The following is a 26,964-nucleotide window of genomic DNA, read 5'->3' as shown; positions in this document are numbered from 1 at the left end:
TTTGCGTCTTTTTGCGGCTGATAAGACAAGCCTGAGCAAGGCTCCTGATTCCACGTGCCCATCCGCTCATGACGAACGCAGCGATCCAGTGTGCAGAGCGGATGCACGGTTGCCCGCTCTTCGTGGAGACAAACATTCTCCCTCTCTCCCTACACCCTCACTCCATTGTGTCATGGCCAAGAAACTTCCTGATTTGATCATCGCCGCGGATCGCGGTCGTCTCATTGCCTATACTCCCAACGAATCCGGCACGCTGAAGACGGTGCGTGCCGAGGAGATTCCCGAAGGGCGGCACAAGCTTAGCGAGCAGGTCACGGACAAGGCAGGCGCCTTTCCCATGATGGGCCCGAACCGGGGAAGCGGCGTGAATGGCACCTTCACTGGCTCCGCGGAGCGTCTCACGCTCGAGGCGGAGATTGAAATGCAATCCTTCCGCAGGGTGGCTTCAGACATTGAAGCACTCGTCACGCGACATCACCCCAAGACCTGGGGCTTCGCCGCGCCTTCGGAAATCAATGGCGCGATTTTGGACGGCCTGAATCCGCAGTTGAAGCAGAACCTGGTGACGAACCTGCGCCTCGACTTGGTGAACATGCCCGCGGATCAGCTTGCGAAGAGGTTCAGCAATGGCGGGTGATAGGCAATGGGTGGTGGAAAGCGGGTCCGGTTAAAATCGCAAAGCAGCGAAGCAGCAAAGAAGATCCACGGAGGTTAGGCGTCCCGCCTGACAGCGGATGTTGGGCCTCCGGCCTGACCAGCAACACCTCCGGCATCCGCGCCTTTGAGAGAGAGGCACCGGATCAAGGAGTGGGGGCATTCCTGCCCCCATTGTTGTGCTGCACGTCCATTGGAACCTCCACTTTGCCAAACGTCGCTGCTTTGCTGCTTTGCTGCTTTGCTGCTTTGCTGCTTTGCTGCTTTGCTGCTTTGCGATTTAGCCTAACGGTGATGCGATACGCTGTGGGCATGCCAAACTCCATGGGGCCAGGAATGCCCCCACTCCTTGACAGCCGCAACGTACTGTGAGGGATGAAATGCTTCTGCGCTGCTCTGCTCCTTCGCCTCTCTGCGCTCAACCGGAAATGTCCTCGCAAGGCGGCAGACGGAGAAGATGCGATGTGTTGCTGGTCAGCCCGGAGGCCTAACATCCACTGTCAGGCGGGACGCCTAACCTCCTGTCGAGGCTTATCGCGCCATGGCACATAAACCCGCAGCTCACTACTGAACTACTGTATCCTCTCCCACACTCCACTCCCACTCCCGCCGTACGTCATGATGAGGGCGACGTAGAGCACCTTGCAGCCGAAATGCAGGAACTGGTCGGTGTGGTAGCTGGTGAGGCGCTCGCATTTCACGGCATCGATGATGAAATGCAGCACGGTCTCGATGAAGCCGAAGAGGACATTGCCCGTGATGTACCACACAAAGCCGGCGTGGATGAGGCTGTGGGCCAGCAGGCAGTGAATCCACAGGGTCGGAGGGAAGTCGCGGCTGTGGGCCGGATGCTTCACGTGACGGTTCTTGTGAATCGCGAGGAAGTCACCCTGCAGAGGATAGTCCGCAATGGAGTGGCCAATGACCAAAGCGAAAAGCAGCACCAGGCCCTGGGCAAGAGTCTGGGGGTGCTGCGTGAATTCGAGCATGGCCGGATTCATTTCATGAGCGCCCGAAATGGCAAACGGAAAATTGCACGAACTCACCAACTTTCAGCAAGCCGGGGCCGGGCAGGTATTCCGCAGTCGTCATTCGTCATCACAGGCAAGGGGTCAGTCTGGCACAGGAAGGAGAAAGAGTGAACCGTGGCGCGAGGAGGTGCAGGGGAACCTATTGGGGTGCATCACACCATCATTCCGTCCCCTGCCACGCGGAGCACGGGGCTCCACGCTTACCAGCCCGGGTTAGATCTGGTGCATCATCGCCACCTTGTCGTTCGTCTCGCGGAGACGGCGGCTCAGCGTGCTGGAGATGCCGATGAGCAGGTGGGAGGCGGGCAGCGGGCTCACGTTCATGAAGTCCTCCAGGCTCTGGCGGTCGATGCGCCAGATCTGGGCAAACTCAATGGCGGTCACGGTGGCGCTGGCCAGGCCGGGGTGGAAGATATTGATCTCACCGATGGTCTCCCCCGGTCCGATGCGGCCGAGCAACACCGGGCGACCACTGCGGGTGGTGGTGGCATGCAGCGTGCCGCTGATGACGTAGTACAGGGAGTTCTGCTGGTGGCCTTCCTCAATGAGCACCTGGCGCTCATGCACCGGGAGGAATTCGCCATAGCTACTCAGCAGCAGGCGATCGTCGTCGCCGAGCGGTTCGATGATACCCTTGGCAGGGAGTTCCGGTGTCGAAAAGTCGGCGCTCATGGGAGTGGATTGAGATTAAGGAAATTCGAGACGCATTTTTGCAGGATGCAAGAGACGGAGGCAAGCAAAGAAACGCCCATCTGGTGTGGTAATTTCAATTTGAGGGGCTTGGAGGAGTGGGAAGGTGGCAATTTCTTCAGGGGTTTCGCCATGGAGGTGGTGCTGGGTGTGGTGGCGTGCATTGGATTCAACGCAGAGACGCAGAGACGCAGAGACGCAGAGACGCAGAGGAAACTTCGGAGACTGAGAAATGCGAGTGCGGAAGGCGAAATCCGCAGCTCGGAGTGGTCATGGCGAACGAGGCGAGGCTGGAGCCAACCCAAAAACAGAGAACCGTGCACGCGTTCTCAGTTTCAGTCTCTGTGCCCTCTGCGTCTCCGTGTCTCTGTGTTGAATCCCATGCACATGACCACACCCATCCCTCCTTTGGGCCAGCCCCTACACCCGCCGGCTGGTAGCAAGCGCTCCGCCCAAGGACGGGAGAACCGGCTGGACGCGATCTGGTGGAGCTGATGACTTCCTTCTTCGCAAAAGTTTCTGCGCATGTGTCTCAGCCGTGTGGAAGACGGCCTTGTACACCTCGCAGTAGGGGTCCTTCTTCAAAAGACTGCCGGTGGCGCTGTAGGCGCGCACGGGGCAGCCGCCGTGGCAGATGGAGAGGTAGCGGCACTCCAGGCAATCCTCATCCTCCACGAGCCTGCCGGGGCGCTCGACGAAGGCGCGCCGCGCGGGGCTGGTCTCCAGCATGCGGGTGAGGCTGGGCTCCTGGAAGATGTTCCCGAAGAAGTACTCTGGGTAGCTGGTGACCCAGCAGTCGCACTGGGCCACCGTGCCCTTTGAGTCAACAGAGATAAACTGGTTCGAGCAGTTCTCCTTCCAGATGCAGGGCAGGCGCGCGGCCTGTCCCTGGAAATGGTCCATGAGCGCATCGAAGGGTCCGAGCTTCACACCAGAGTGAAAGCCGCGCTCCATCCACACGTCGAACAACTCCACGAGGAAGGCGGCGAGCTCCCGGTTGTCCAGGCGGAACTGGCCCTCGACCTCGTTCGCAGGTCCTCCGGGGAAGGGTGTGTTCACCTGGAAGTTGTCCAGCCCGAGCTCCTCCGTGTAGTAGCGGTAGAAGGCCTCCGCGCCGATGTCGATGCTGCCCTGGTGGAGCACAGCGATGACGCCTATTTCTATGCCGTCGCGCTGGGCCTCCTTCAGTCGTTTGGTCCAGATGTCTGTGTAACCCTCCGCACTGCCGCTGAAGAGCTTCCGGTGCGGATTCGGGTAGTCCATGGAGGTACCCAGCTCGCCCTGAAAGAGGCCGAGGATGACCTCCTTCCACGCGGAGGAGTAGCTGATGAGATTGGTCTGGAGGTAGTGCGTGAAGGTCTTGCCCGCCTCGTGCGCGGCGCGGGCCATGTGGGCCCCGGTATCGGCAAACCATTGCGGCCCCATGAGCATGGCCTCCCCACCCTGCCAGTAGATCTCGCACTCCTCATAGCCGCCGTGCTTCATGTGCTCGAGCAGGCGCTTGGTGAGCAGGGGCACCATGAGCCGGGAGAGGCGGTGCTTTTCCTTGTGCTCAAAGCAGTAGTCACACGCGACGTTGCACTCGGACGTCGGGAGGAGGATGACGCTGAAGACGCGGTCGCTCATGGCATCAGGGGGATGGGGTGGAGTTCTGGGTCGGAGGGATGTTGGGCGGCGTACCCAGGGTGTCGCTCGCTTAGGCTCGCTAACCCTGGGCTGGGCTCCTGCACCCTTTCAGGGTGCGAGTGCGAGTGTGGGTGCGACTGCGGCTGCGAGTGCGGCTGCGAGTGCGGCTGCGAGTGCGGCTGCGAGTGCGGCTGCGAGTGCGGCTGCGAGTGCAGCTGCGAGTGCGAGTGCAGGCACGACTGCGGGCGAGATTGGGGGTGATGTGGAAGTGAGAGATCAGGAAGCTGCGCGGAGAATGGGGGCAGGAGTGCCATAAGCATTAACCTGAGGATTTTATTTGTGCCGGAGGGAACAATAGCTGCGAGTTTGTCGTCGAAACGAACACACTCTCGAGCCCCTGAGGCACCATTGACTTTGCATCTTAACGCCCCTCCACAAAAAAGGACGGTAGGGATGCGCTCCTGCGCGTCCGTAGATAGTGGGCGGAGGCGGAGGGGGATGCCGCGTGGCGAGGCCGTTTCGCGCCGCAGTTCCACACCACCTCCGCCCGCCTGAAGTCGGACGCGCAGGAGCGCATCCCTACCGCCTCTTTGGTGGAAGGGCGTTTGCCTTGAAGGGCGTAGTACGCGGAACTGCTTCGACTGTGTCTCATAGTCCACAGCGAAAGACACGTGCTTGCCCAGCGGAGGCTTCGGCACGCTCTCGTTTAGGTTAATGCGTATGGGCAGGAGTGCCCCCGAGCCTTGGGGAGGAAAATTTCCCGCCAAAGCGGTGCTTCGCACACGCACTCCAAGGCGCTTCGCGCAAGGTGGTGCGCCCCGGGATCGTGTCCCGCCGCCATGGCGTGTGTCAGTCACGAGACGTTTCATGAGTGATTCTTCTCAATGTTAACCTGACACGGGTCTGTCACCCTGCGTCCCCGCCACCGCCGCATATTCTTGCTCTTGCTCTTGCTCTTGCTCTTGCTCTTGCTCCTGCTCTTGCTCCTGCTCTTGCTTCTGCCCGGCCTCCCTCCCCCACCCCTGTTCTCCGCTGGCCGCCAGTGCCTCCTGCATTTCCTCGGCCGTTTGCTTCAACCGCTCAAACAGGGGGATGACACCAGCGGCACACGAGTAGTTCTCATCCGGCCACTTGAAGTAGCCCTGGCAGATGCCCAGCCATGGGCACAGGGCACACTCGGCACCGGAGTCGAGCAGGTGCTGCACATGCCGCTCCACAAAATTGGCCGGAGTGGCCATGGTATCCATTTCAGAAAAGAACGCTGCCGAGCGCGGCATGCGCACCTGGCCCTTTTCATCGTACCGTGGGAAGGCACCCGGGTCCTCCTGCAGCAGGGCCCAGAGATCGCTGCAGGGGTATCCGTGGAAGTAGGACAACACCGAGTGGAAAAACTCCACGGGCGCATCCAGCAGGGGATCGTAGAGGTAGAAGGACAGCGCCTCGTCCAGCTCCGCCAGGCCAGCCTTGTCGGGCTGTCCAGGCAGCAGGCGCACAGCCAGACCGATGGATGCGGCCAGCCTCAGCGCCTTTAGAAATCCTGGTCGCACCGGCACAGTCACGCGGACAGATCGGGTAGAGGTGACATCCACGAGGCGGTAGAGACGGCTGAACTCCGCCGCCGGGTCCTGCATCACGACATCCATACTGGTGGCATCACCTTTTTGTCCGACTGACCTCCAAAGCGCCAGGTCCTCCAACAGGCTCGCTACCTCAATCCACTCCAGCCCGGGAGGCGGAGCATCCAGCAGAGCCAGCAACTCTTCCGCGCTCTCTACACGCGCCACCCAAGGTTCGGGCCCTTGCTCATGCTCATGCTCATGCTCATGCTCATGCTCATGCTCATGCTCAGACTCGTGCTCATGTCCCTGCGAATCATCCTGCCGCAGGTTCGCGCCCGTGGAGTGAGGAGCCGTCTGGACAGGCCAGATGGCAATGACATCCCTTTGCAGGTCTCCTCGCTCTCCACGCATGCGCGTCGCTGCCTTCACCGGACCACCAAATCCGGCTTCGGTTTTTTTTGTATACCAACCCCAACTACCGAATACCAAGCACCAAACAGCACTTACCAACGATTCACCCAACTGTTTGCCCTACCTCGCGGACCGCGCCGGTTGATCCACCCGCCACCAGGGCGACGATTGATCCAGCCTCCAGGACGGTTGATCCACCCCGGACGATTGATCCAGCCTCCAGGGCGGTTGATCCAACCGCCGCCGCCGGGGCGACGGTTCACCCAGATACTCGCCCCTCGGGCAGGTCGCGCACTCCCCAGCCACACCGCGCCAGCAGAGGCCGCGATGGCGGCCGCCGACCAGCGGCCCATGGCTTGCAGGCAGTTCCTGCGCCCCATGTTCTCGCCATCCGGTCCGCCTTCCTCCTCATTCATGTCCTTGCCAGAAGTCTCTTCATTCATGGCCGTACCTCCTGGAAGGGTTGATTATTTGGCGTCGTTGCTCGCGAACGTGGAGAAATGAAGGGAGAAGATCTTCCACTCCCCACCCTCCTTGCCCGCGGTGATGGAGACATTCAGGGGGAATGCGACGGCTTCGCCTTTCGACTTGCCTGTTACATTGCCACTGGTCATGAACCAGGCCGTTTCTCCGGTGACACCGCCGAACTGGTACTGGTGTTCGAGTTCCTGGGACCCCTTGTCGAAGGTTTCGAAGAAGTGGGTGTAAGCATCTTTCAGCTCTTCCGGTCCGTGCCAGATTTCCCCCGGACCAGTGCCCATGACAGCAGACTTCTTGGCGAAGGTCTTGAGCACCCCTTCGAGATCGTGGGCTTTGAAAGCGTCATCGTGAGCTTTTAGCAGAGCCTTGACCTTTTCCAATTCCGGATTTTCCGCGGAGCCCTCCTCCGCCGCTGTTACCTTCGTTGCACTGGCAGCTGCGTATGCCAGACCTGTGAGCGCAGAGAGCACGGCTGTTCGACGTCTCATAGCAGTGAAGATTTTTGTTCGGGGTGATCTCACCACGATTACGGGTGAAACACCACCTAAAAAGGCTAGTACCTTGGTGCAATACCCGGTCAGCGATGAAGCGGAATGATGCCTTCTCCCGAAACTGCCTGCACCTACCCGGCTATACACCGCCATCCGGAGGGAATTTGGACACTATAGAAAGAAACGTCACCCCGCCGCGCCGGACCTGAAATTTCACTGGATTTCAGGGGCATGCCACTACAGAATCGACGTCCCCCACCCCTAGCCCACACCAATACTTAGCCAAATCATGTCCGAAGAGAATACTCGCAGTGGATTCCGTCTCGACCTCGCTTTTGCCCATGTCCTCCTCCGCCTCTGGGTGGCCGAGCGTCTCATCATGGCAGGCGTTGACAAGTTCCGCAAAGGCTCGGGTGAAGATGCCACTTTCAACATGGACAACTACAAGGTGAAGAGCCAGCAGATTGCTGACCTCATGTCCACCAACAGCTTCCTGCCGAAGTGGATGTGCGACCAGTTTGCGCACAACATCGGTTTTGCCCTCCTCGGCGTAGGCGCCTGGGTGCTCATCGGTCTCTTCACCGAGTTCAGCCTTCTCGCCGCCGGCCTCGTGTTCATTTCCCTCGGCTTCGGCCTCGCCGCCCTGCCAGATGACACCGAAGTGGTGTACATCGGTGTTTCCGTTCTGATTACCGCCTCGGCGCTCATGACCTGCAAGGCCAAGCAAATCGGTCTCGATGGACTTCTCTTCCGCAGCAAGAAGGTAGACTGAGCATAACGCACGGTCGCCTGTCTGAAGATTCGTCACTTGAAGTGAAGTGCCACTCGATAGCATGAACGCCATTCCCAATAATTCCCCAGAGCCTTCCGGTCTTTCCCGTTTCATGGACCGACGCGGCTTCCTCCGCAACAGCGCCGCCGTTGCAGGCGGCACCCTCCTGCTGGGCACCAGCAAGAGCGCCATGGCCCAGGCAGCTGCTGCCGGCCGCAAAATCAAATGCGCCCTCGTAGGCTGCGGCGCCCAGGGTGATGCCCTGCGCACCGCCTCCAAAACCGTGGACGGCATCCATTGGGTGGCCGTGGCGGACATCTGGGGCTACAACCGCAAGCCCATGGCGCGCCGCATGGAGCTGGAGAACAAGCACCAGGTCGAAGGCACGGTGAACCAGTACGAAACCATCGAGGAACTCCTGGAAAAGGAGCCATCCATCGAGGCCGTCTTCATCGCCACGCCAGACTTCCTGCACGCCCCCTTCTCCCGCCTTGCCCTGGAAAAAGGCAAGTCCGTGTACTGCGAGAAGATGATGTCCAACACCATCGACGGTGCTCGTGACATGGTGAAAGCCGGTCGCGAAAACAAGGGCATCTTCCAGATTGGCCACCAGCGCCACAGCAACCCGCGCTACATCAACCTGCGCGACAATGTCATCCGCAAGAACAACCTGCTGGGCCGTGTGACCCACTGCTACGGCCAGTGGAACCGCGGTGTCTCCGCCTCCGTCCCCCTCGGCGTGCCGAAGAACCAGGACATCCCGCAGGAGATGCTGAGCAAGTACGGCTACGCGGACATGCTCCAGTTCCGCAACTGGCGCTTCTTCTCCAAGTACGGCGCCGGCCCCCTCTCCGACCTCGGAGCGCACCAGATTGACATGTTCAACTGGATGTATGACACCCAGCCCGTGTCCGTGATCGCGACCGGCGCAGTGGACTACTACGACGGCTCCACGGGTGAAGACGGCGTGCAGAAGGCGAAGTTCGAACTGCCGGACAACGTGATGTGCCTGTATGAGTTCAAGCTCCCGTCCGGCACCATGCGCGCCTACTACCAGGTGCTCACCACCACCGGCTCCCAGGGCTTCTATGAGAAGCACATGGGTGTGAAGGGCTCCGCCATCATTTCCGAAGCTGCGCTGTACAACCAGGTCTATGCCGAACCCGGCAACGACTGGACGAAGTTCAGCGAAGGCGAAAACCCCTTCATCGCCAAGGCCGCGGACAAGATCAAAAACAAGTTCTGGGAACAGAGCCGCAACTGGGAAAAGCCCAAGCCCCCGTCTTATACGAAGGTCTCCGCCGCCGACGTGCGTGAGAGCAAGGCTCTGGACCAGTGGGAGCTCAACGTGACGCTCAACGAGCGCCCGCATGCCCCTCACATCCGGAACTTCATCGAATCCGTGCAGACGAACGATGCGAACCACCTGAACTGCAACGTCCAGGCGGCCTTCAAGTCGTGCGTGACCGTGCTGAAGGCGTACGAAGCCATCGAAAAGGGCACGAAGGTGCTCTTCACCCCCGAAGACTTCACTGTGGCTTGATTGAGATTGGCTTGAGCTTGAGTGGCCGCCCCCTTCCACCACGTCTCTGCTGATTGACTGACTGACCGACTCCATTCACCTCCTGAATCTCCAAACGCTAAAATGAAACTGAAGTCCAATATCCTCCTGATTGCCGGCGGCCTCATGGCAGCCACCCTCGCCCTCTCCTCCTGCGGAGAGCAGAAGCCCGCCTCTCCTTCCGGTGGTGAAGCGAAGAAAGAAGCCGCTGCTCCCGCCGCCTCCGGTGGTGGCGCAGCTGCCGCCAATCCCGCTGCTGCTCCGGCCAATGTGCCTGCTGGCGAACTGGTGGAAATCAAGCCTGAGTACCCGAAGGCCATGTTCGTGGGCACCCCGGTGCCCGTGGGCGATATCCCGAACTTGGAAAAGGCTGACCCGGAAGCCGTGAAGGCCCGTCTGACCTTCCAGCTTCCCAAGGGCACGGAAAACGTGGCTAAGGGCAAGACCGTGACCAGCTCCGACCCGCTGCCAATCATCGGCACGCTGGACCTCGTGACCGACGGTGACGCGGACGCTGCTGACGGCTGCTACGTGGAACTCGCCCCTGGCCACCAGTGGGTGCAGATCGACCTCGGCGCCGAGTATGACGTCTGGAAGATCCTCCTCTGGCACTTCCACAAGCAGGCTTCCGTCTACTTCGACGTGAACGTGCAGATCAGCAATGACCCCGAGTTCAAGACCGGCGTGACCAGCGTGTACAACAGCGACCACGACGACAGCTCGAAGCTCGGCAAGGGCGCTGACCTCGCCTACACCGAAACCAACCACGGCCGTCTCATCGATGGCAAGGGCACCCGCGGCCGCTTCGTGCGCATCTGGAGCAACGGCAATACCGCCAATGAAATGAACCACTACATCGAAGTGAGCGTCTACGGCACTCCTGCGAAGAAGTAAGGTTCGTTTTGTATCAGCGACGATTGTTTGATTCAATCTCAGAAGAGCGCCGGAGGAAACTCCGGCGCTTTTTCGTGCCCGGAGGTTAGGCGTCCTCGCCTGACAGAGGATGTTAGGCGTCCCGCCTGACCAGCACCCCTCCCGAATCTTCGCCTTCTCCTCTCAATCCCACCACGAGGCCGTTTCCGGTTAACCGCAAAGGGGCGGAAAGGCAAAGGACGCAGAGGATGTAGAGGGCGTATAGGATTGATAGGAGTAGAGCAGGAGGGTAGTGAACGTACCATGGCGTGGCACACCTCGACGCAAAGGAGGCAGAGACGCGCACGAACGCTTCGCTCGTGCGTGTGAGAGTTGCAGCGACCGGAGGTTAGGCCTTCCGGCCTGACAGCGGGCGTTGGGTCTTCCGACCCGACGGTAACAATGCAGACATTCGTCTTCGGCTATGCTGAAGGAGAGGCTTTCATGAAGTCGTGCGCAAAAGCCCCCAATGGGAGCAGGAAGAATGCTCTCACTCCTTGAGCCGGAAATGACCTCGAGGTGTGTTTGAAATGCCGAACGCGATGCGAAAGACCCAGCGCTGCACTCCTGTCGGGTCGGAAGACCCAACGCCCGCTGTCAGGCCGGAAGGCCTAACCTCCGGTCGATGCAAGCATCCTGCGCGTCTCTGCCTCCTCTGCGTCGAGATGCACTATTCTCGAAACACACTCACTGCCCCTGAACCAACCCCATCAAGCCTCTGCGTCCTTTGCCTCTCTGCCCCTTTGCGGTTAACCGGAGTCGGCCTCGTGATGTGGCAGCAGAAGAAGGTGCGAGGTGTTGCTGGTCAGGCGGGACGCCTAACCTCCATCATGCAACGCACCCGCGCTTTTCGGGGCAAAGGCTGCTGGCCACTTGGGAGCTTCATTCTTCTCTAGCTCAAAAGTACGGGGCATAAAACTTCCCGAAATCACCCACCCCAAATCCCACTACAGACTGGCGCAGGCGCGCAAGATGGTCTATGCCAGCACCTTCGTTCCCCGTGCCTTGATTGACTGACACACCGGAGACACACCCACGACATGACGGAGAGTTTGGCCAGGTTTCAAAACAAGATCATTGTCATCACCGGCGGTACCGGCTCCTTTGGAAATGCGGTGGTGCGGCGTTTCCTCACGAAGGGTGTGGCAGAAATTCGCATCTTCAGCCGGGATGAGAAGAAGCAGGAGGACATGCGCAGCGAGTACCGCGATGCGCGACTCAAGTTCCACCTCGGTGATGTGCGTGATCCCAACAGCGTCTCCAGCGTCATGCGCGGGGCGGACATGGTCTTCTGCGCGGCTGCCCTCAAGCAGGTGCCCTCGTGCGAGTTCCACCCCATGGAGGCAGTGTACACCAACGTGCTGGGCACGGAGAACACGCTCAACGCCGCCATCCATCACGGCGTGGGCCACGTCATTGCTCTCAGCACGGACAAGGCGGTGTATCCCATCAATGCCATGGGCATGTCCAAGGCACTGATGGAAAAGGTGGTCTCCGCCAAGTCGCGTAATCTCCCGGTCGGCTCCACTACCCTCTGCGTCACCCGCTATGGCAATGTGATGGCCTCACGGGGCTCCGTGATTCCCCTCTTTGTACAGCAGCTCAGAGCGGGGCTGCCCATCACCATCACGGACCCGGAAATGACCCGCTACATGATGTCCCTGGATGAGGCCGTCGACTTGGTGCTCTATGCCTTCACCCACGGGCAGGGGGGTGACATCTTTGTGCAGAAGGCGCCCTCCGCCACCGTCGGGCAGCTCGCGCGAGCGCTGAAGCAAATCTTCAACTCCAGGAGCGAAATCAAAATCATCGGCACGCGTCACGGGGAGAAGAAACACGAGGCGCTCCTCACGCGGGAGGAGATGATCCGCGCGGAGGACCGTGATGGCTATTTCCGAATCCCGTCAGATGCCCGCGATCTGAACTACGCGATGTACACGGACAAAGGCGAGCCCGGCGTGACGGAGGCTACGGACTACACCTCCGAGAACACCCGGCGCCTGAGTGATGCGGACCTGGTGGAGACACTCCTGAAGCTCGACTACATCAAGAGTGAGCTGCACACCGCACTCAACCTGGTGAGTCCGAAACACAGCGACGCAGCGGCAGCGTAGTGTGGTGTCACTCATGTTTCCTGAATGATTCTGATGTCTCTGACATCGCGGAACCCGGTTCATTCATGCTTAAAAACGAAGCGAGCTTTTACGCCGAAGGCGTTGCACATTGTCCAGCCCAAGGTCAGCTTGCGAAGCAAGCGCCACCTTGGGTGGTACCCAGAAGCGAATCGAACGCCGAAGGTGTTCCACAAACAGCCGCAAAGGCCGGACGACGTGGCTTGCCGATTGACCGTCTTTGTGGAACACCTTCGGCGTTCATAAACCGTCATGCTGTCCCAGGGTGGCGCCCGCTTCGCGGACTGACCCTGGGCTGGACAATGTGCAACGCCTTCGGCGTAGGAGCTGCCACGACCTGATGCCGTCTCATTCTCAAACAAACTTCGGTGACACCGCACCAGCTTGCAGACAATCCATGCGGGATGCGATGGCGCCATCAAATGCTGACATCAGCCGGGACCGCGTATTCGTGCTCGGACACCGCGGCATGCTGGGGCATGTGGTGGCGGCATACCTGCATGCACAGGGCTGCGAAGTGATCACCCATGAGGCACGCTATGGCGGCACGCCGCAGGAGCCTTTGCTGGAAGCGGTGCGTGAATCCGGATGTGCGTGGATCATCAATGCGCTGGGGGCCATTCCGCAAAAGGGAGTCGATGTGGAAACTCTCTTCCGGGCGAACACCCACTTCCCCCTGCATCTGCTGCAATGCTTGCACCCCGGTCAGCGGCTCATTCATGCGAGCACGGACTGTGTCTTCTCCGGGGCGCGTGGCCGTTATCACACGCAGGACCTCAAGGACGCCGCAAATGATTATGGCCTCTCCAAGGCACTCGGTGAAGCCGTGGCGTTGGATCCGCGCGTGACGTGCCTCCGTGTTTCCATCGTGGGCCCTGAAGGCCTGGCAAGCAAAGGCACAAACACGGGCGGCGGGCTTCTTGGCTGGTTCCTCAAGCAACAGGGGCCGGTGCAGGGATATACCAATCACTTCTGGAATGGCATCACGACGCTGGAGTGGGCGAAGGCCGCCATGGAGATGATGCGCGGCACGTTGGGACCACTCTCCTCCGGTGTGGTCCAGCTCGGGGTGGCGGAGCATCTGAGCAAGCATGACCTGTTGCGAATGTTTGCCGAGGTTTGGGAACATCCCATCGAGATTCAACCGTTCGCCGCGCCCGAGCCTGTCGATCGCACGCTGGTGCCGCAGGTGGTGCGTCCCCCGCTGCGGGAGCAACTGCGGGAGTTGCGCGAGTGGATGCAGCAGGCAAATCGTGAGAGCTTCGTGCAGGAAAAACAATCATGAGCATTCGTTTGAAGATCCTCACTGTCGTCGGCACACGGCCGGAGTTGATCCGCCTGAGCAGGGTCATCCCGGTGCTGGACAGTGTGGCGCACCACGTGCTGGTCCATACCGGCCAAAACTTCGACTACGAACTCAACGGCATCTTCTTCGATGAGCTTGGGATTCGCCGGCCGGACATCCTGCTGGAGGTGGCCGGAGCCACGGCGGCGGAGTCCATCGCCAATACCATCCTGAAGGTGGATGCCGTGCTGGAGCAGGAGAAACCCGAAGCGCTGCTCGTGCTGGGGGATACCAACAGCGCCCTGTGCGTGATCCCCGCCAAGCGGAGGAAGATTCCCATCTTCCACATGGAGGCGGGCAATCGCTGCTTCGACCAACGAGTGCCGGAGGAAGTGAACCGCCGCATCGTGGACCACGTCAGCGATATCAATCTCTGCTACACCGAGCATGCGCGGCGGAACCTGCTCCGCGAGGGATTGCCTGAAGATCGCGTGATCAAAACAGGCTCCCCCATGAAGGAAGTGCTGGATCATCATGCCGAAAAAATCCAGTCATCGGACGTCCTCTCCCGCCTGGGTCTGGAACGGGAACGCTACTTCGTGGTGAGCACCCATCGAGAGGAAAATGTGGACCAACCCGAGAAGCTCGCGGCGCTGGTGCAGTCGCTTGGCGCGATGGCGGAGACATTCCAGTTCCCCATGATTCTCTCCCTGCATCCCCGAACGCGGAAGCGGCTGGAGGCCGGCGGGCACCAGTTGCATCCGCTGGTGCGTGCGCTTCCTCCCCTGGGATTTCCTGACTACATCGCGCTGCAGTGCGGCGCGTACTGCACCCTTTCCGACAGTGGCACCATCACCGAAGAGTCTGCCTTGATGGGGTTCCCCGCCGTGACCCTGCGTGAGGCACATGAGCGGCCGGAAGGCATGGATGAAGGCGTGCTGGTGATGAGCGGCCTGAGCGAAGGACGCATCCGGCAGGCGGTGGATATCGCCGTGGCACAGCACCGTGCTGGAGTACATCCCCGCATCCCGGTGGACTATCTTGTTGAGCAGGTCTCCTGGAAGGTCGCCAAAATCATTTGTGGCTACACCGACTACGTGAACCGGGTGGTGTGGCGCAAGCAAGAAACGGTAGCCAGCGAAGACCGTGACCGTGACCGTGACCGTGACCGTGTATGATCTCCATCGTCACCGCTTACTACAATCGCAGGGCCCTCTTCATCCGCACCCTGGAGAGCCTGCTCTTGTTTGGTGGTCCGGAGTTTGAGTTCGTTGTAGTAGATGACGGTAGCCGGGAGGAGGAACGGGTGGAGGACCTCGTGGAGCGCTTCCCCTTCCTCCGGGTGTTCCGGCTGGACCCTGCGAAAAAGTGGTACACGAATCCCTGCATTCCCTTCAACTACGCCATCCGCCAGGCGAAGGGAGACCTCATCATCCTGCAGAATCCGGAGTGCTTCCATGCTGGACCAATCCTGCGTCATGTGGAGAAGCATCTCCGCAGCGGCGTGTATCTGGCCTATTCGTGTTATGCCTTGAACGAGGCGGAGACGCAGTCCCTGCAAGGAGACGCCGCCCAGGTACAGGCACAGGCCGCCTCATTCACGCTCCACGCCCGTCAACCGGTGGAACTGGGAGGTGAAGGCTGGTACAACCATTCGAGCATCTGGCCCAATGCGCATCACTTCTGTGCTGCCATCACCCGCCGCGACCTGGAAATGCTGGGCGGGTTCGACGAACGGTATGCCACCGGGTTTGCCTATGACGACGTGGAACTCGTCCACCGCATTCGCAGATCCGGCATGGAAGTGCGACACGTGGACGAGCCCTTTGTCTTCCACCAGAACCACTATGTGCCCAACCGGACGGACGTGCCGTGGGACAAGTTTCAACGCAACGAGAAGCTCTTTCGTTTGATCACCGAGCCGTCGCCTTGTGTGAGCATCAATGGTGGGCGCTGGGGAGACCCCAGTGATATCGCTTCCAGGACGGCAAGCGAAGCAATCGACACCTTGTTGCTGGCTGCAGCGGTGAGTGAGCAGCGACTGGATGAAGGCAAGCGATGGAAGGATCGTGCCGGTGAGCAGGAGCGACGCTCCATGGAGCTTGATCAGCGCTCCCGGGAACGTGAGCGGTACGCCAAGGATCTTGAGCGGCACCTGAAGGCATCGAGCGGTGAGGCGCAGGCACTGCAAAAGATCATGCAGGACTTCCAGGAGCGTGCCGCGAAGCTGGAGAATCGTTTGAAGGTATCCTCCCGCGAAGTGCGGGTGTTGCGTGAGACCGTGCAGGGAGTGCTGCAACTGGTCCGGCAACTGAAGAAGTCACCCATCGCGCGCTGGGCCTGGAGGAGCAGGCACAAGCGTGAGCTCAAGCGCATCCAGGAAGGGATGAAGACTGCGAAAGCCAGCATGGCAAACCGCACATACGAAGGCGCCGGAGAGCAATACCTGCAGGCACTGAAGGCCGCAGTGCCACTGATGGATGAGGTCACCCGGAAGATCTGGTGGTCGCGGAGCTGGGCGCGACTGTGGTCGAACACCTATGCGCCGCAGGTGAAGGCAGTGGAAGAGTGGTGGGAACACCGGAAGAAGTGAGACCACCGGAGGTTAGGCGTCCCCGCCTGACAGTGGATGTTAGGCGTCCCGCCTGACCAACAACACATCGCATAATCTTCCGCATCGCCTTTGCCTATCATTCCCACCACGAGGCCGACTCTGGTTAACCGCAAAGGGGCAGAGGGGCAAAGGACGCAGAGGACTGATGGGGTTTGGCTCAGGGGTGATGAGCGTGTTTGGAAGATGGTGCACCTCGACGCAGAGGAGGCAGAGACGCGCAGGAACTTTTCTCACGCCTTTGATGTGGCGGCACCGGAGGTTAGGCGTCCCCGCCTGACAGTGGATGTTAGGCGTCCCGCCTGACCAACAACACATCCTGCGTCGTCGCCTTCGTCTATCACACCACGAGGCCCTTTCCGGTTAACCCGCAAAGGGGGCCTCGTAGAGTGTTTTAACAAAAGCGCCGGAGTCCTCCTCCGGCGCCTTTTGTTTTTACTTTGCACACTCCCCGTCAGACAAGGCCGTTCTCCCTATCCGACCCTCAACCATTTCCAATGATGGTGCCGTCGGTCACACGGAAGATGTCCGGCCACGGGAGGTCTCCATCCCATGCCAGCTTCAATTTGTTGAAGTCTACCAGACAGATGTCAGAAACAGGAGCCTCTTTGCAGTTGGAGGAAGCGTGAATACGCACGCCCTTCACCCAAGAAGGCATGTTCGGAAACACCCCTCCTCCAATGATGGGACGAAGGCTCGGCGTCACAATTCCTGAAGGCGGCGTAGCGATGAAGCTGAAGTCGTAGATACCGTCCTTGGGAGGAGTGATGTACACCCAGGGACTCAGTTCCGGCCTGGTCCAGCCGGAACTGGTCACTGTTCCAACGGCCAGAATGATGAGGGCTTTCTCATCACTGCAGATCACATGGGTAACGACGCTTTCGATGCTGAGAATAAGGGCCATAGCAGTGGTTCAGTTTGGAGTTAAGGGCACATCCCGTCCACATAGGCCAGATGCACCTATACATTTCGCCATGCACTATTGCACGGCGCAACGATGTGAGACTCCTCCATGCATCAAATCAAAGCAAGGCATTTTTTCCAAAGCCACTCGAACTCCCACCCGCAAAAGAGATGGCTCCGACCTGACCGCAGCAGCAACACATCCTGCGTCGTCGCCCTCGTCTATCACATCACGAGGCCGTTTCCGATTCACCGCAAAGGGGCAGAGGGGCAAAGGACGCAGAGGACTGATGGGGTTTGGCTCAGGGGTGATGAGCGTGTTTGGAGGATGGTGCATCGACCGGAGGTTAGGCGTCCTGCCTGACTGTGGGCGTTAGGCCTCCGGCCTGACGGTCGTGACGCGGAGCGATTGCGTGCTTCAAGTAAGTTAGTGCGTCGCGGCCGGTCAAGGAGTGGGGGCATTCCTGCCCCCATTTCGGTCTGCCACGATTTCAGACGAAGTCAGTCAGCAATCGCACAACGTGTAGCAAATCCCTCGTGTATGCCTCCGAGGGATGAATCGTCATCACGCGATGCCACATCACGTGAGCAATGGGGACAGGAATGTCCCCACTCCTTGAAGGGTAGTGGCGTGTTGGGTTGGTTGAAGGACGTAATCGATCCGTGGGCAGGTTCTCGTCAGGCCGGAGGCCTAACGCCCACTGTCAGGCGGGGACGCCTAACCTCCGAATCATGCAACTCTCACACGCACGAGCGTAACCCCTGCGCGTCTCTGCCTCCTCTGCATCGAGGTGCACCACGCCATGGCACATCATTCTACCCTGCCGCCCTACCCCTTCGATCCTCTGCGTCCTTTGCTCCTCCGCCCCTTTGCGGTTAACCGGAAATGGCCTTGTGGTGGGATTGACTGACTGGCGAAGGTGATGCGGAAGACCTTGCGATGTGTTGCTGGTCAGGCGGGACGCCTAACGCCCACTGTCAGGCGGGGACGCCTAACCTCCGAATGATGCAACTCTCACACGCACGAGCGGAACTCCTGCGCGTCTCTGCCTCCTCTGCATCGAGAGTCACCACGCCAAGTCACATCCACTACCCCGCCACCAAACCTATCAATCCTCTGCGTCCTTTGCTCCTCTGCGTCCTTTGCTCCTCTGCCCCTTTGCGGTTAACCGGAAATGGCCTTGTGGTGGGATTGACTGACTGGCGAAGGCGATGCGGAAGACCTTGCGATGTGTTGCTGGTCAGGCCGGAGGCCTAACGCCCACTGTCAGGCGGGGACGCCTAACCTCCTTGGAATTTCTTTGCTGCGTTGCTGCTTTGCGTTTCCCCCCCTCAACCGTGAAGCGCTGCTTGACCCGGCCACGTGGCACGCGAATCATGGGAGTCCTTTCCGCTACTTCCCCCCTTTCTCCTCATGGCATTCTCCAGCAGCAGTTCTCCTCGCATCCTCGTCACCGGCGGCGCCGGGTTCATTGGTTCGGCGCTTGTGTGGGCGCTCAATCTGCGGGGAAATGAGAACATCGTCGTGACCGACCGCCTCGGTACGGATGAGAAGTGGAAGAACCTCGTCGCGCTGAAGTATGCGGACTACCTGGATGCGGATGACCTGCTGAAGCTTGTCGAAACGCGGCCCGATCACCTGGGCAAGTTCGATGTGGTGTATCACCTCGGTGCGAACTCGGCGACGACGGAGCGGGATGCACACCACCTGATGAAGAACAACTTCGAGTACACGAAGACCCTGGCGCACTGGGCTCTGGGCATGGGCGCCCGCTTTGTGTATGCCTCCTCCGCCGCGACGTATGGTGATGGCGCCTTTGGCATGGATGACAAGATGGAGGACATCGACGTGCTCCGCCCGCTGAACATGTACGGCTACTCGAAGCACCTCTTCGACCAGTATGCCCGCCGCGCCGGCATCGCGGACCGCATCGTGGGGCTGAAGTACTTCAACGTGTATGGCCCGAATGAGAACCACAAGGCCGACATGCGCTCCGTGGTGAACAAGGCCTTCGCCCAGATCTGCAACGAAGGAAAGGTGCAGCTCTTCCGCAGCCACCGCCCGGACTACGGCGATGGCGAACAGATGCGAGACTTCCTGTATGTGAAGGACGCGGTGGACATGACCATCTTCCTCGGCAACAACGCGGACGCAGGCGGCCTTTACAACCTCGGCTCCGGCAAGGCCCGCTCGTGGAAGCAGCTCGTGAGCGCCATCTTCGCCGCCATGGACCTGCCGGTGAACATCGAGTTCGTGGATATGCCGGCGCATCTCCAGGCGAAGTACCAGTACTACACCTGTGCAGACGTCTCCAAGCTGCGCTCGGCCGGCTTCAACGGCACCATCACCGAGCTCGAAGTTGCCGTGAAGGACTATGTGCAGGGTTATCTGGCGCCCGGGAAGCTGCTCGGGGACTGACCGGCTGCGCCATGATTGAATCTTGCAGAGGAGACTGACGTCTCCGCCTTGCAATGTCCGGCAGAATTGCAGGCCGAAGGTCTGCGACATGTCAGCCCAGGGCAACGCCCTGGGAGAATGATGGAATTTGAATAGCCCTGAAAGGGCGGGATAAGAGCCTGCGAAGGAAGGCGCATCTTTATCACGCCCTTTCAGGGCTTGGATGACACTCGTATGTCTCCTCCCAGGGCGTTGCCCTGGGCTGACATATCCCAAGCCTTCGGCCTGAAGCAGCCACAGGACCAGGACCTGCCGTTAGTGTCAGCCTATTACGCAAGGCTCACTAATTCCAGTCACGCAGCAATTGACAACCGCTCGCTTTTCCTGATGGATGGCAGTGTGAAATTCCGAGCAAGCGTCTGGAAAATTCTTGCCATGCTGGCTGCCAGCATGGCGGTGCTCTGTGTTCCGGCCACGGAGCTCAAAGCGCAGGAGACGGCGTCCAAGCTGTATCTCAATTCTTCCTTCGTCTTTCCTGCCGGGCGCTATACCTCGGATCCGACCTTCTGGATCTACGGAGGACAGGTCACCAGCACCGGGGGCGGAAACATTTCCAATGTCCCCCGGATCGATGTTGGCATGACGGACGGGTCCGACTACGAGAAAGTGAACTTCATGGTGGTCAATGCGAACGTCCACGCGAAGAACATCCTCTTCAAGGGATGCACCATCGATGTGGGCTCGGGAGCTCGTATCTCCTTCGAGGATTGCATTTTTGACGGCGTGACCTTCACGCTGGGTTCCAGCGTTTCGACCTCTTCCGGCGCCGGGGATCTCTTCGAGCGTTACCGGGGTCACCTGGCCTTGAAAAACTCCGTGCTCTCCCAGGTGCAGTTTCAGCTGAGGGGCTCGCAAAATGTGGTGATGGGACTCACCATGGATCAGTGCACCGTGCGCGGCCCCGCCGTGTTGCCCATGGTGCTTTCTCGAGCAGGTCTGCTGCAGGATATGAAGCTCGCCCAGACGGATGTGGTCGGCTGCTCCTTCACCCAGTGCTCCTACACGGCTCCATTTCTGGCGGTGACGCGGGACTGTGTGTTCGACTCCTGCACGCTGGTCCCCGGGGTGCCTCTGCCGGACATCACCACGCCGCTCCAGCTGTCCGCCTCCTTTTATCCGCCTGAGACCTCTGACCAGGTGACGGCGCAGCTCACGCAATATGTGGTGACCCCGGTAGGCCAGGAGGTGTCTCCCGGCTGCTCGCTGACTTACTCCATCGCCGGCGGTTCGGTTTCACGCAACGAGCTGCCCCTGAACCTGCCCGCGAGGACCATCACCTCGGTACTGCCTCAAGCGATCGCGGTGAACCAGCCTGTCAGGACACCCGTCACCACCACGATCACGAACACGACAGTCCCCACGTCCGTGGTGACGCGGACACCCACCTCCCCCTTTCCCACCCTTCCCACCTTTCCCACGACCTCGGATACCTTCTCCACCGCCATGGTGGACGCCAGGATCGTCCCCCAAGGTGGCTCACCTGACACGGGGCTGAAGCTCATGCAGACGAGCGTCCACGGGCTCATGATCCTCTCCCTCAGCGGTGGTGAAGCGGGAAGCGCCTCAAAGATCGGTGCCATCGCCCTGAAGGGATCCGCCGGCCAGGCGTCCAGCGTGCAGTTCAACCAGCCGGTGGGCGACATGATGACCAAGGCGCTGGAGGAGGTGGTGAAATTTGCCCAGCTCACCCACGGTGGCTGGCCGCGGGGATACCAGATCGAGCTGTCGTTCGCCGACAAGTATTCGAAGAAGGATGGCCCCTCCGCCGCCGTGGCCTGCGCGCTGCTGCTGCACTCCCTGGTCACCGGCAAGGACCTCGACCAGGCCTTTGCCGTGACAGGAGACATGAATGCGGATGGCACCGTGCAACCCATCGGCGGCGTGGCGGCGAAGATTCGCGGTGCGACCAAGGGCCACTGCAAGATTGTCGGCATCCCCTCAAAAAACGAGTCTGCCCTTGGCGATGTGCTGCTCACTGACGGCCCCGCCCCCTTTGCCAGCATCCAGATCTTCAGCATCTCCCACTTCCGTGAGGCGGAGGCCCTGGCGCTGGCCGAGAAGCCCGCCACCACCCAGATAGCCCTGGCCGAGATGAGCCGGGTGCAGGAGGTGCTGCTGAACAATCCAAGCCAGATGGGCGCTCTGCTGCGCAACCAGCACGTGATCACCAAGCTTCAGCAGGTACTCAAGGACACGCCCAATAACCTTTCCGCAAAGTACCTGCTGCTGTACGCCAACGGCAGGGTGCCGACCTTGCTTTCGCTGATGGGGTCCCTCAACGCCATTGATGATGCGTCCGGCGCCCTCATCGCCGCCATCAAGGCGGACAGTGACGACGCCTTTGACAGCATCGGCCCGGGGTCGGTGGGCAGCATCATCACCCGCATTTCAAACCTGCGCGCCAAGTGCGATGCGCGGATCCGTCCCTACGCGGATTCCATCGTGGATTTTGGCTCCATCGTGAAGGAGGTGCAGGAACGCCCCGCCCAGACGTACGCCAAGAAATACGAACAGCGGAAACGGATCTACAATGCCGCGAACCTGGTGAGAGGCGAGCTGGACCGCCTGATGAATGATCCCCAGATCCGCGAGGAGCTGGAGAGGTAAGCAGCAGGGTTCGTAGCGCCTTCATTAGTTCCAGAACGAAGGAATTGACAAACCCTCGCTTTTCCTGATGGATGGCAGGGTGAAATTCGGAGCAATTACTAAAACCCTCCCTGCGGCTGTTGTCACAGCGCTCGTCTTGCTGGCAATCGTGCAAGATGCATCCGCACAAAGCAGAGGGCCCTATTACATCACGAAGGACACGACCGTTCCCTTTGGGAATTATGTTGCGAACTCCCTCGTCCAGGTCTGTGGCGGAACGTTGTACGAGAAGAACCAAACCGTACGTCTTGGCCAGCCCATTGACCTCAGCTTGGCTGAGGGTTCCAAGTTTGAGAATATCATTTTTGATCTGTCCAACTGTCACCTCCGGGCAAAGGGCGTGTACTTCAAGGGCGGCCGTATCTCACTGTGGCAGAAAGAGGCAAAAGTTTCGTTCGAGGACTGCAAATTTGAGCAAGTGACCTTCGTCATGGGCTCAGCACATCATTCTGATGACGATTTCGAGCGCCATCGGTCGCACCTCTGGTTCAAGAATTCGGTACTGAACCGGGTCACTTTTGAAACGTCTCGCAAGTCAGAGGCGGCGACGAGTCTGAAAATCGTGGTGGGCCTGAAGATGGAACAATGCACCGTGCTCGGCCCCAGCCGGCTGGTGTCCTTTCCGCCTGTGACTCCAACCTTTCTGGCGGACATGAAGAAGGCTGAGACGGAGATCACGTCCTGCGCCTTCGTCCAATCCACCTACACCCTCCCCTTCCTGGCACTGACGAAGGAGTGCCTCTTTGACTCCTGCGTGCTGGAGACTGCCGACAACCTTGAAGCTCTTACTGCGCCCGTCACGGTGCCCGTGACGTTCCAGCAGCCTGAGTCGGCCGAGGCGATAAAGTCGAATTATCCCCAACTCATCCTCACCCCCGCTTCGGGCAAGGTCCTGCCGGGATGCCAACTGGTCTACACGCTGACCAATGGGGAGATTTCCACCAATGACCTGCCTACATCAGTGGTCCCAGTGACCAACCTCGCCACGGTGGTGCCTCCCGCGGTACCGATTCCGGGAGCGCCGCCAGTGCCGGGGATGCCGCCTGTCGCCAACCAGCCGCAACCGCAACCCCGCGTGCGGCCGCAGCGGCAGGCAGAAGCTCCTCCCACACTGGTCAGCGCCACAGCGACCGGGACCAACGGTGCACCCGACTCGGGTCTCAAAATTCCGCGCGTAAGCCTGGACAATCTACAACTCAAGCCACGCCTGGGTGGTGGATCAGAGGGCTCCCTGGCCAAGTTGGAGGCTGCCGCCGTACAGGGCGCTCCCGGCAGCAGTGGGTCTGTACGCTGCGACGTTCCTGTAACCACGGCGATGGGCAAAGCCCTGCAGGAGGTGGCAAAATTCATCCAGCTCAACCATGGCGGCTGGCCTCAGGGCCAGGAAATCACGCTCTTCTTCACGGGGAGATACTCGTACAAGGATGGGCCCTCCCCAGCCGTGGCCAGCGCCCTGCTGCTGCACTCCATGATCTCCGGTAAGGAACTCGACCCTGCCTTCGCCGTCGCGGGTGACATGAATGCGGATGGCAGTGTGCAGCCCATCGGCGGAGTCGCGGAGAGAATTCGCGGCGCGGCCAAGAGCAACTGCAAGCTCGCCGGCATTCCCGCGACGAGTGTTTCCGAACTGGGAGACTTGCTGCTGACTGACGGACCCGCCCCCTTTGCGACCGTGCAGATCTTTGGCCTCGAGCATTTCCGCGAGGCAGAGGCGCTGGCGCTGACGACGAAGCCGGAGGCACTCACGGCAGCCATCACCGAAATGAACCGGGTGCAGGAAGTGCTGCTGCGCAATCCGGCGCAGATGGGAGGCATGCTGCGCAACCAGCATGTCATCGCCAAACTCCAGCAGGTGCTCAAGGATGCGCCCAACCATCTCTCCGCCCGATACCTGCTGCTGTATGCCTCTGGCAAGCTGCCGCAGACCATCTCGCTGGGCGGCTCCCTCCATGCCATCGATGAAGCCGGCAAGGTCTTGCTCGACACCATCAACGCCAACGGAGGTGGTGCTCTGCCAAACATTAACAAAGACTCGGTGGGCAGCAGCCTGACACGACTGCAGGCAGTGCGTGCCCGGTGTGATGCCCGCACCAGGCCGTACGCCGACGCTCTCCTGAGGCTTGGCACCGCCATGAAAGAGGTCTTTGACCGCCCGTCCAAGACCGTCTCACAGGTGGAGGAATACAAGGCCAAGATTCGCAATGCGTCGGATGCCGTGGATGCGGAGCTGAGCCGGCTGCTCAATGACCCGGCTGTGCGGGAAGCGATGAACGAGTAGACAGCCCACCACCGGGGCACTCTGCCATGGACAGACCGACAAACCTATTTCCTCCAATGAACGGCAAATCGAAACCAAGGACTCTCCTTTTGAGGAGCCTCTCTGGTATGGCGGCATGTGTAGTGTCGCTCTTTGTAATATCGGCGGAAGCACCCGCCCAGACCACCAGTGATACGGTGTATTGCAATGTATCCACCACCATCCCCGTGGGCCGGTATGAGTCTGCGCAGCCGATCTATTTCTTCAGCGGCCCCATCTTGAACAACTCCCCCAGGGGGTTGTTCCCACAGCCGCTCGAAGTGAGCATGTCCGAGAGCACGGAAGTCAACGGCGTGAGCCTGACCATCTGCCACACGAATTTCCGGGCCAGGAATGTCGTCTTCAAAGGCGGCACCATCGACGTCAGTGTCGGCGGTCGGGCCTCGTTTGAGGACTGTGTTTTCGATGGGGTGACCTTCATGATGAGTTCCGGTCTGCCGGCCAATCAGTCGCCCAACTCCACTGAGCCGCGCGACCGCTTCAGAGCCCACCTGGAGCTGAAGAACTCAGTGCTGAACAAGGCACAGTTTCAGGTGAAGGGCGGACCGGATACGGTCATGGGCCTGAAGATGGAAAACTGCACGATGTACGGCCCGGGCTCCATGCTGCCGATGCTGCTCTCCCGGCCCGGCCTGCTCGCCAACCTGAAGGCTGCGCAAACGGAGGTGAAGAACTGCGCCTTCATCCAGTGCTCGTACAGCTCACCGTTTCTGGCCATCACGCAGCAGTGCTCCTTTGACTCGTGCACCCTGGTGCCGGGCCTGCCCCTGGCGGAAATCACCACGGTGCCGCTGCAGATTCCGGCCGACTTCCACCCGATAGAGACGGCGGATCAGATCACCGCGCAGCTGCCCCAGTACACCATCGTGCCGCTGGATCCGGCAGTACCCACAGGCAGCAAGCTGGGCCACTCCTTCGCCAAGGGTGAGGTATCCCTCAATCAACTGCCCTCCGTGCTGCCGATGAAACCGCTGGCCTCCGTGCTGCCGGCCCCTTCAAATACCACCCTCTCTACGAACATGCCGCCGCGCATGCCCACGACAGGGCCCACGTTCACCACCCCAATCTCCACGAACGCGGTGACGTCCCCCACCCTGGGAGCACCGGACACGGGGCTGAAGCTGAACCAGACCAATGTGCACGGACTGCTCATCATGTCCCTGGGCAGCGGTGAAGCGGGCAGCGCCTCGAAGATGGCCGCCATCGCCCTGAAGGGGTACAGCACGGACGCGCCCACGGTGCGCTTCAATCAACCGGTGGGGGCCATGATGGCGAAGGCGCTGCAGGAAGTGACGAAGTTCACCCAGGTCAATCAAGGAGGCTGGCCTGCGGGTTACCAGATTGAGCTCTCCTTCGCCGACAAGTACTCCAACAAGGACGGCCCCTCCGCCGCCGTGGCCTGCGCGCTGCTGCTGCACTCGCTCATCACGGGGAAGGAACTCGACCAGGCCTTTGCCGTGACCGGGGATATGAATGCGGATGGCAGTGTGCAACCCATCGGTGGCGTGGCCGCAAAAATCCGTGGCGCGACGAAGGGTCACTGCAAGATCATCGGCATTCCCATCAAGAACGAGTCCTCCCTCGGTGACCTGCTGCTCAGTGATGGACCGGGACCCTTTGCCAGCATCCAGATCTACAGCCTGCAGCATTTCCGCGATGCCGAGGCCCTGGCTACCGCGGACAAGCCTGCGGCCACGCAGGCGGCCATTGAGGAGATGAGCCGCGTGCAGGAGGTGCTGCTGCGCAACCCGGGCCAGATGGGCAATTGGTTGCGAAACCAACACGTGATCTCGAAGCTGCAGCAGGTGCTGCAGGACTCGCCGAACAATCTCTCGGCAAAATACCTGCTCATGTATGCCTCCGGCAAGGTGCCGCAGACGCTGACCCTCGCCGGCTCCCTTTCCGCCATCGACGATGCCGCGGGTGACCTGCTGGCCGCCATCAAGTCGAACCAGTCGCAGTCGAATGCCTTTGACACCATTGGCAAAGCCTCCGTGGGCAGCAGCATCACGCGCATGCAGGCCCTGCGCACCCGGTGTGATGCGCGGGTCCGTCCGTATGCCGATGCCATCATCAGTTTCGGCACGGCCGTGAAGGAAGCCCAGGATCGCCCGCCTCAAAGCGTGAGCCGCGCTGCGGAACTGCGGAGCAAAATCAACATCGCCGCCTCGTCCGCAAACTCCACCTACGCCCGCATCATCAATGACCCGGTGATCCGCGAGGAACTGGAGAAATGATAGAGAAAACGCAGCAGCGAACGGAGGTTAGGCGTCCCGCCTGACAGTGGGCGCTAGGCCTCCGGCCTGACGATCACGAGTCATCGGATCGATTACGTCCTTCAACCAACCCAACACATCGCTACCCTTCAAGGAGTGGGGACATTCCTGTCCCCAATTTGAGGTGCGCTACATCTCAACATAGTAAA

20 protein-coding genes are annotated in these 26,964 nt (G+C 60.2%); 12 read left to right on the top strand and 8 right to left on the bottom strand.

Translation table 11 applies throughout. From position 1 onward, the window contains the following. Nucleotides 1-172: 172 nt before the first annotated feature. The gene (locus G5S37_RS11465) at nucleotides 173-637 is read left to right on the top strand and encodes a host attachment protein (protein WP_165203843.1); all 465 of its coding nucleotides are present in this window, start codon (nucleotides 173-175) and stop codon (nucleotides 635-637) included. Between the two features lie 589 nt (nucleotides 638-1,226). Here the strand turns inward: G5S37_RS11465 and G5S37_RS11460 are convergent. The 7 genes from G5S37_RS11460 to G5S37_RS11430 form a co-directional block, all read right to left on the bottom strand. After that, a complete protein-coding gene (locus G5S37_RS11460) occupies nucleotides 1,227-1,643 on the bottom strand; it encodes a DUF3307 domain-containing protein (RefSeq protein WP_165203841.1) in 417 nt (138 codons plus the stop codon). A gap of 255 nt (nucleotides 1,644-1,898) precedes the next feature. Further along, nucleotides 1,899-2,357, bottom strand: coding sequence for a Crp/Fnr family transcriptional regulator (locus G5S37_RS11455; RefSeq protein ID WP_165203839.1), 459 nt, complete (start codon nucleotides 2,355-2,357; stop codon nucleotides 1,899-1,901). A 438-nt stretch (nucleotides 2,358-2,795) separates the two neighbouring features. Further along, on the bottom strand, nucleotides 2,796-4,001 hold the full coding sequence (locus G5S37_RS11450) for a radical SAM protein (protein ID WP_165203837.1): 1,206 nt from the start codon (nucleotides 3,999-4,001) through the stop codon (nucleotides 2,796-2,798). 108 nt (nucleotides 4,002-4,109) lie between these two features. Beyond that, on the bottom strand, nucleotides 4,110-4,238 hold the full coding sequence (locus tag G5S37_RS32670) for a hypothetical protein (RefSeq protein ID WP_276617036.1): 129 nt from the start codon (nucleotides 4,236-4,238) through the stop codon (nucleotides 4,110-4,112). A 650-nt stretch (nucleotides 4,239-4,888) separates the two neighbouring features. Then, nucleotides 4,889-5,971 (bottom strand): hypothetical protein, encoded by a 1,083-nt coding sequence (locus tag G5S37_RS11445; RefSeq protein WP_206026404.1) that lies wholly within the window; start codon nucleotides 5,969-5,971, stop codon nucleotides 4,889-4,891. A 92-nt stretch (nucleotides 5,972-6,063) separates the two neighbouring features. Beyond that, on the bottom strand, nucleotides 6,064-6,414 hold the full coding sequence (locus G5S37_RS11435) for a hypothetical protein (RefSeq protein WP_206026403.1): 351 nt from the start codon (nucleotides 6,412-6,414) through the stop codon (nucleotides 6,064-6,066). A gap of 24 nt (nucleotides 6,415-6,438) precedes the next feature. Continuing rightward, nucleotides 6,439-6,939 (bottom strand): nuclear transport factor 2 family protein, encoded by a 501-nt coding sequence (locus tag G5S37_RS11430; RefSeq protein ID WP_165203833.1) that lies wholly within the window; start codon nucleotides 6,937-6,939, stop codon nucleotides 6,439-6,441. A 292-nt stretch (nucleotides 6,940-7,231) separates the two neighbouring features. Between G5S37_RS11430 and G5S37_RS11425 the strand changes: the two genes are divergently transcribed. From G5S37_RS11425 to G5S37_RS11395, 7 genes are all read left to right on the top strand, one after another. Beyond that, nucleotides 7,232-7,714 carry a DoxX family membrane protein gene (locus tag G5S37_RS11425; protein ID WP_165203831.1) on the top strand — a complete coding sequence of 161 codons (483 nt, stop codon included), beginning with the start codon at nucleotides 7,232-7,234 and terminating at the stop codon, nucleotides 7,712-7,714. 61 nt (nucleotides 7,715-7,775) lie between these two features. Further along, complete coding sequence (locus G5S37_RS11420; protein WP_165203829.1) at nucleotides 7,776-9,257, top strand: Gfo/Idh/MocA family oxidoreductase; 1,482 nt, start codon at nucleotides 7,776-7,778, stop codon at nucleotides 9,255-9,257. Between the two features lie 102 nt (nucleotides 9,258-9,359). Continuing rightward, nucleotides 9,360-10,169, top strand: coding sequence for a hypothetical protein (locus G5S37_RS11415; RefSeq protein WP_165203827.1), 810 nt, complete (start codon nucleotides 9,360-9,362; stop codon nucleotides 10,167-10,169). Between the two features lie 1,058 nt (nucleotides 10,170-11,227). After that, a complete protein-coding gene (locus G5S37_RS11410; RefSeq protein ID WP_165203825.1) occupies nucleotides 11,228-12,301 on the top strand; it encodes an SDR family NAD(P)-dependent oxidoreductase in 1,074 nt (357 codons plus the stop codon). Nucleotides 12,302-12,728: 427 nt separating this feature from the next. After that, nucleotides 12,729-13,604 carry a sugar nucleotide-binding protein gene (locus G5S37_RS11405; protein WP_165203823.1) on the top strand — a complete coding sequence of 292 codons (876 nt, stop codon included), beginning with the start codon at nucleotides 12,729-12,731 and terminating at the stop codon, nucleotides 13,602-13,604. Beyond that, a complete protein-coding gene (gene wecB / locus G5S37_RS11400) occupies nucleotides 13,601-14,782 on the top strand; it encodes a UDP-N-acetylglucosamine 2-epimerase (non-hydrolyzing) (protein WP_165203821.1) in 1,182 nt (393 codons plus the stop codon). The genes G5S37_RS11405 and wecB overlap by 4 nt, the downstream gene beginning before the upstream one ends. Next, on the top strand, nucleotides 14,779-16,197 hold the full coding sequence (locus G5S37_RS11395; RefSeq protein ID WP_165203819.1) for a glycosyltransferase: 1,419 nt from the start codon (nucleotides 14,779-14,781) through the stop codon (nucleotides 16,195-16,197). Before wecB ends, G5S37_RS11395 begins: the two co-directional genes overlap by 4 nt. Nucleotides 16,198-16,699: 502 nt before the next feature. Here the strand turns inward: G5S37_RS11395 and G5S37_RS11390 are convergent. Next, nucleotides 16,700-17,119, bottom strand: coding sequence for a hypothetical protein (locus G5S37_RS11390; protein WP_165203817.1), 420 nt, complete (start codon nucleotides 17,117-17,119; stop codon nucleotides 16,700-16,702). A gap of 1,413 nt (nucleotides 17,120-18,532) precedes the next feature. On the opposite strand from G5S37_RS11390, the gene rfaD reads away from it, so the two are divergent. The 4 genes from rfaD (at nucleotide 18,533) to G5S37_RS11370 (ending at nucleotide 26,776) form a co-directional block, all read left to right on the top strand. Further along, nucleotides 18,533-19,537: an ADP-glyceromanno-heptose 6-epimerase gene (gene rfaD, locus G5S37_RS11385; RefSeq protein WP_165203815.1), complete on the top strand. Its 1,005-nt coding sequence runs from the start codon at nucleotides 18,533-18,535 to the stop codon at nucleotides 19,535-19,537. 414 nt (nucleotides 19,538-19,951) lie between these two features. After that, entirely contained in the window at nucleotides 19,952-22,183 is a 2,232-nt protein-coding gene (locus G5S37_RS11380) for a S16 family serine protease (RefSeq protein WP_165203813.1), read from the top strand. Nucleotides 22,184-22,331: 148 nt separating this feature from the next. Then, the gene (locus G5S37_RS11375) at nucleotides 22,332-24,500 is read left to right on the top strand and encodes a S16 family serine protease (RefSeq protein WP_165203811.1); all 2,169 of its coding nucleotides are present in this window, start codon (nucleotides 22,332-22,334) and stop codon (nucleotides 24,498-24,500) included. A 122-nt stretch (nucleotides 24,501-24,622) separates the two neighbouring features. Beyond that, nucleotides 24,623-26,776 (top strand): S16 family serine protease, encoded by a 2,154-nt coding sequence (locus G5S37_RS11370; protein WP_206026402.1) that lies wholly within the window; start codon nucleotides 24,623-24,625, stop codon nucleotides 26,774-26,776. Nucleotides 26,777-26,964: the final 188 nt, after the last annotated feature.

The organism is Roseimicrobium sp. ORNL1, assembly GCF_011044495.1.
Lineage (GTDB): Bacteria > Verrucomicrobiota > Verrucomicrobiia > Verrucomicrobiales > Verrucomicrobiaceae > Roseimicrobium.
The sequence above is the reverse complement of the archived record's forward strand: the minus strand, read 5'-3'. Positions and strand labels throughout refer to the sequence as shown.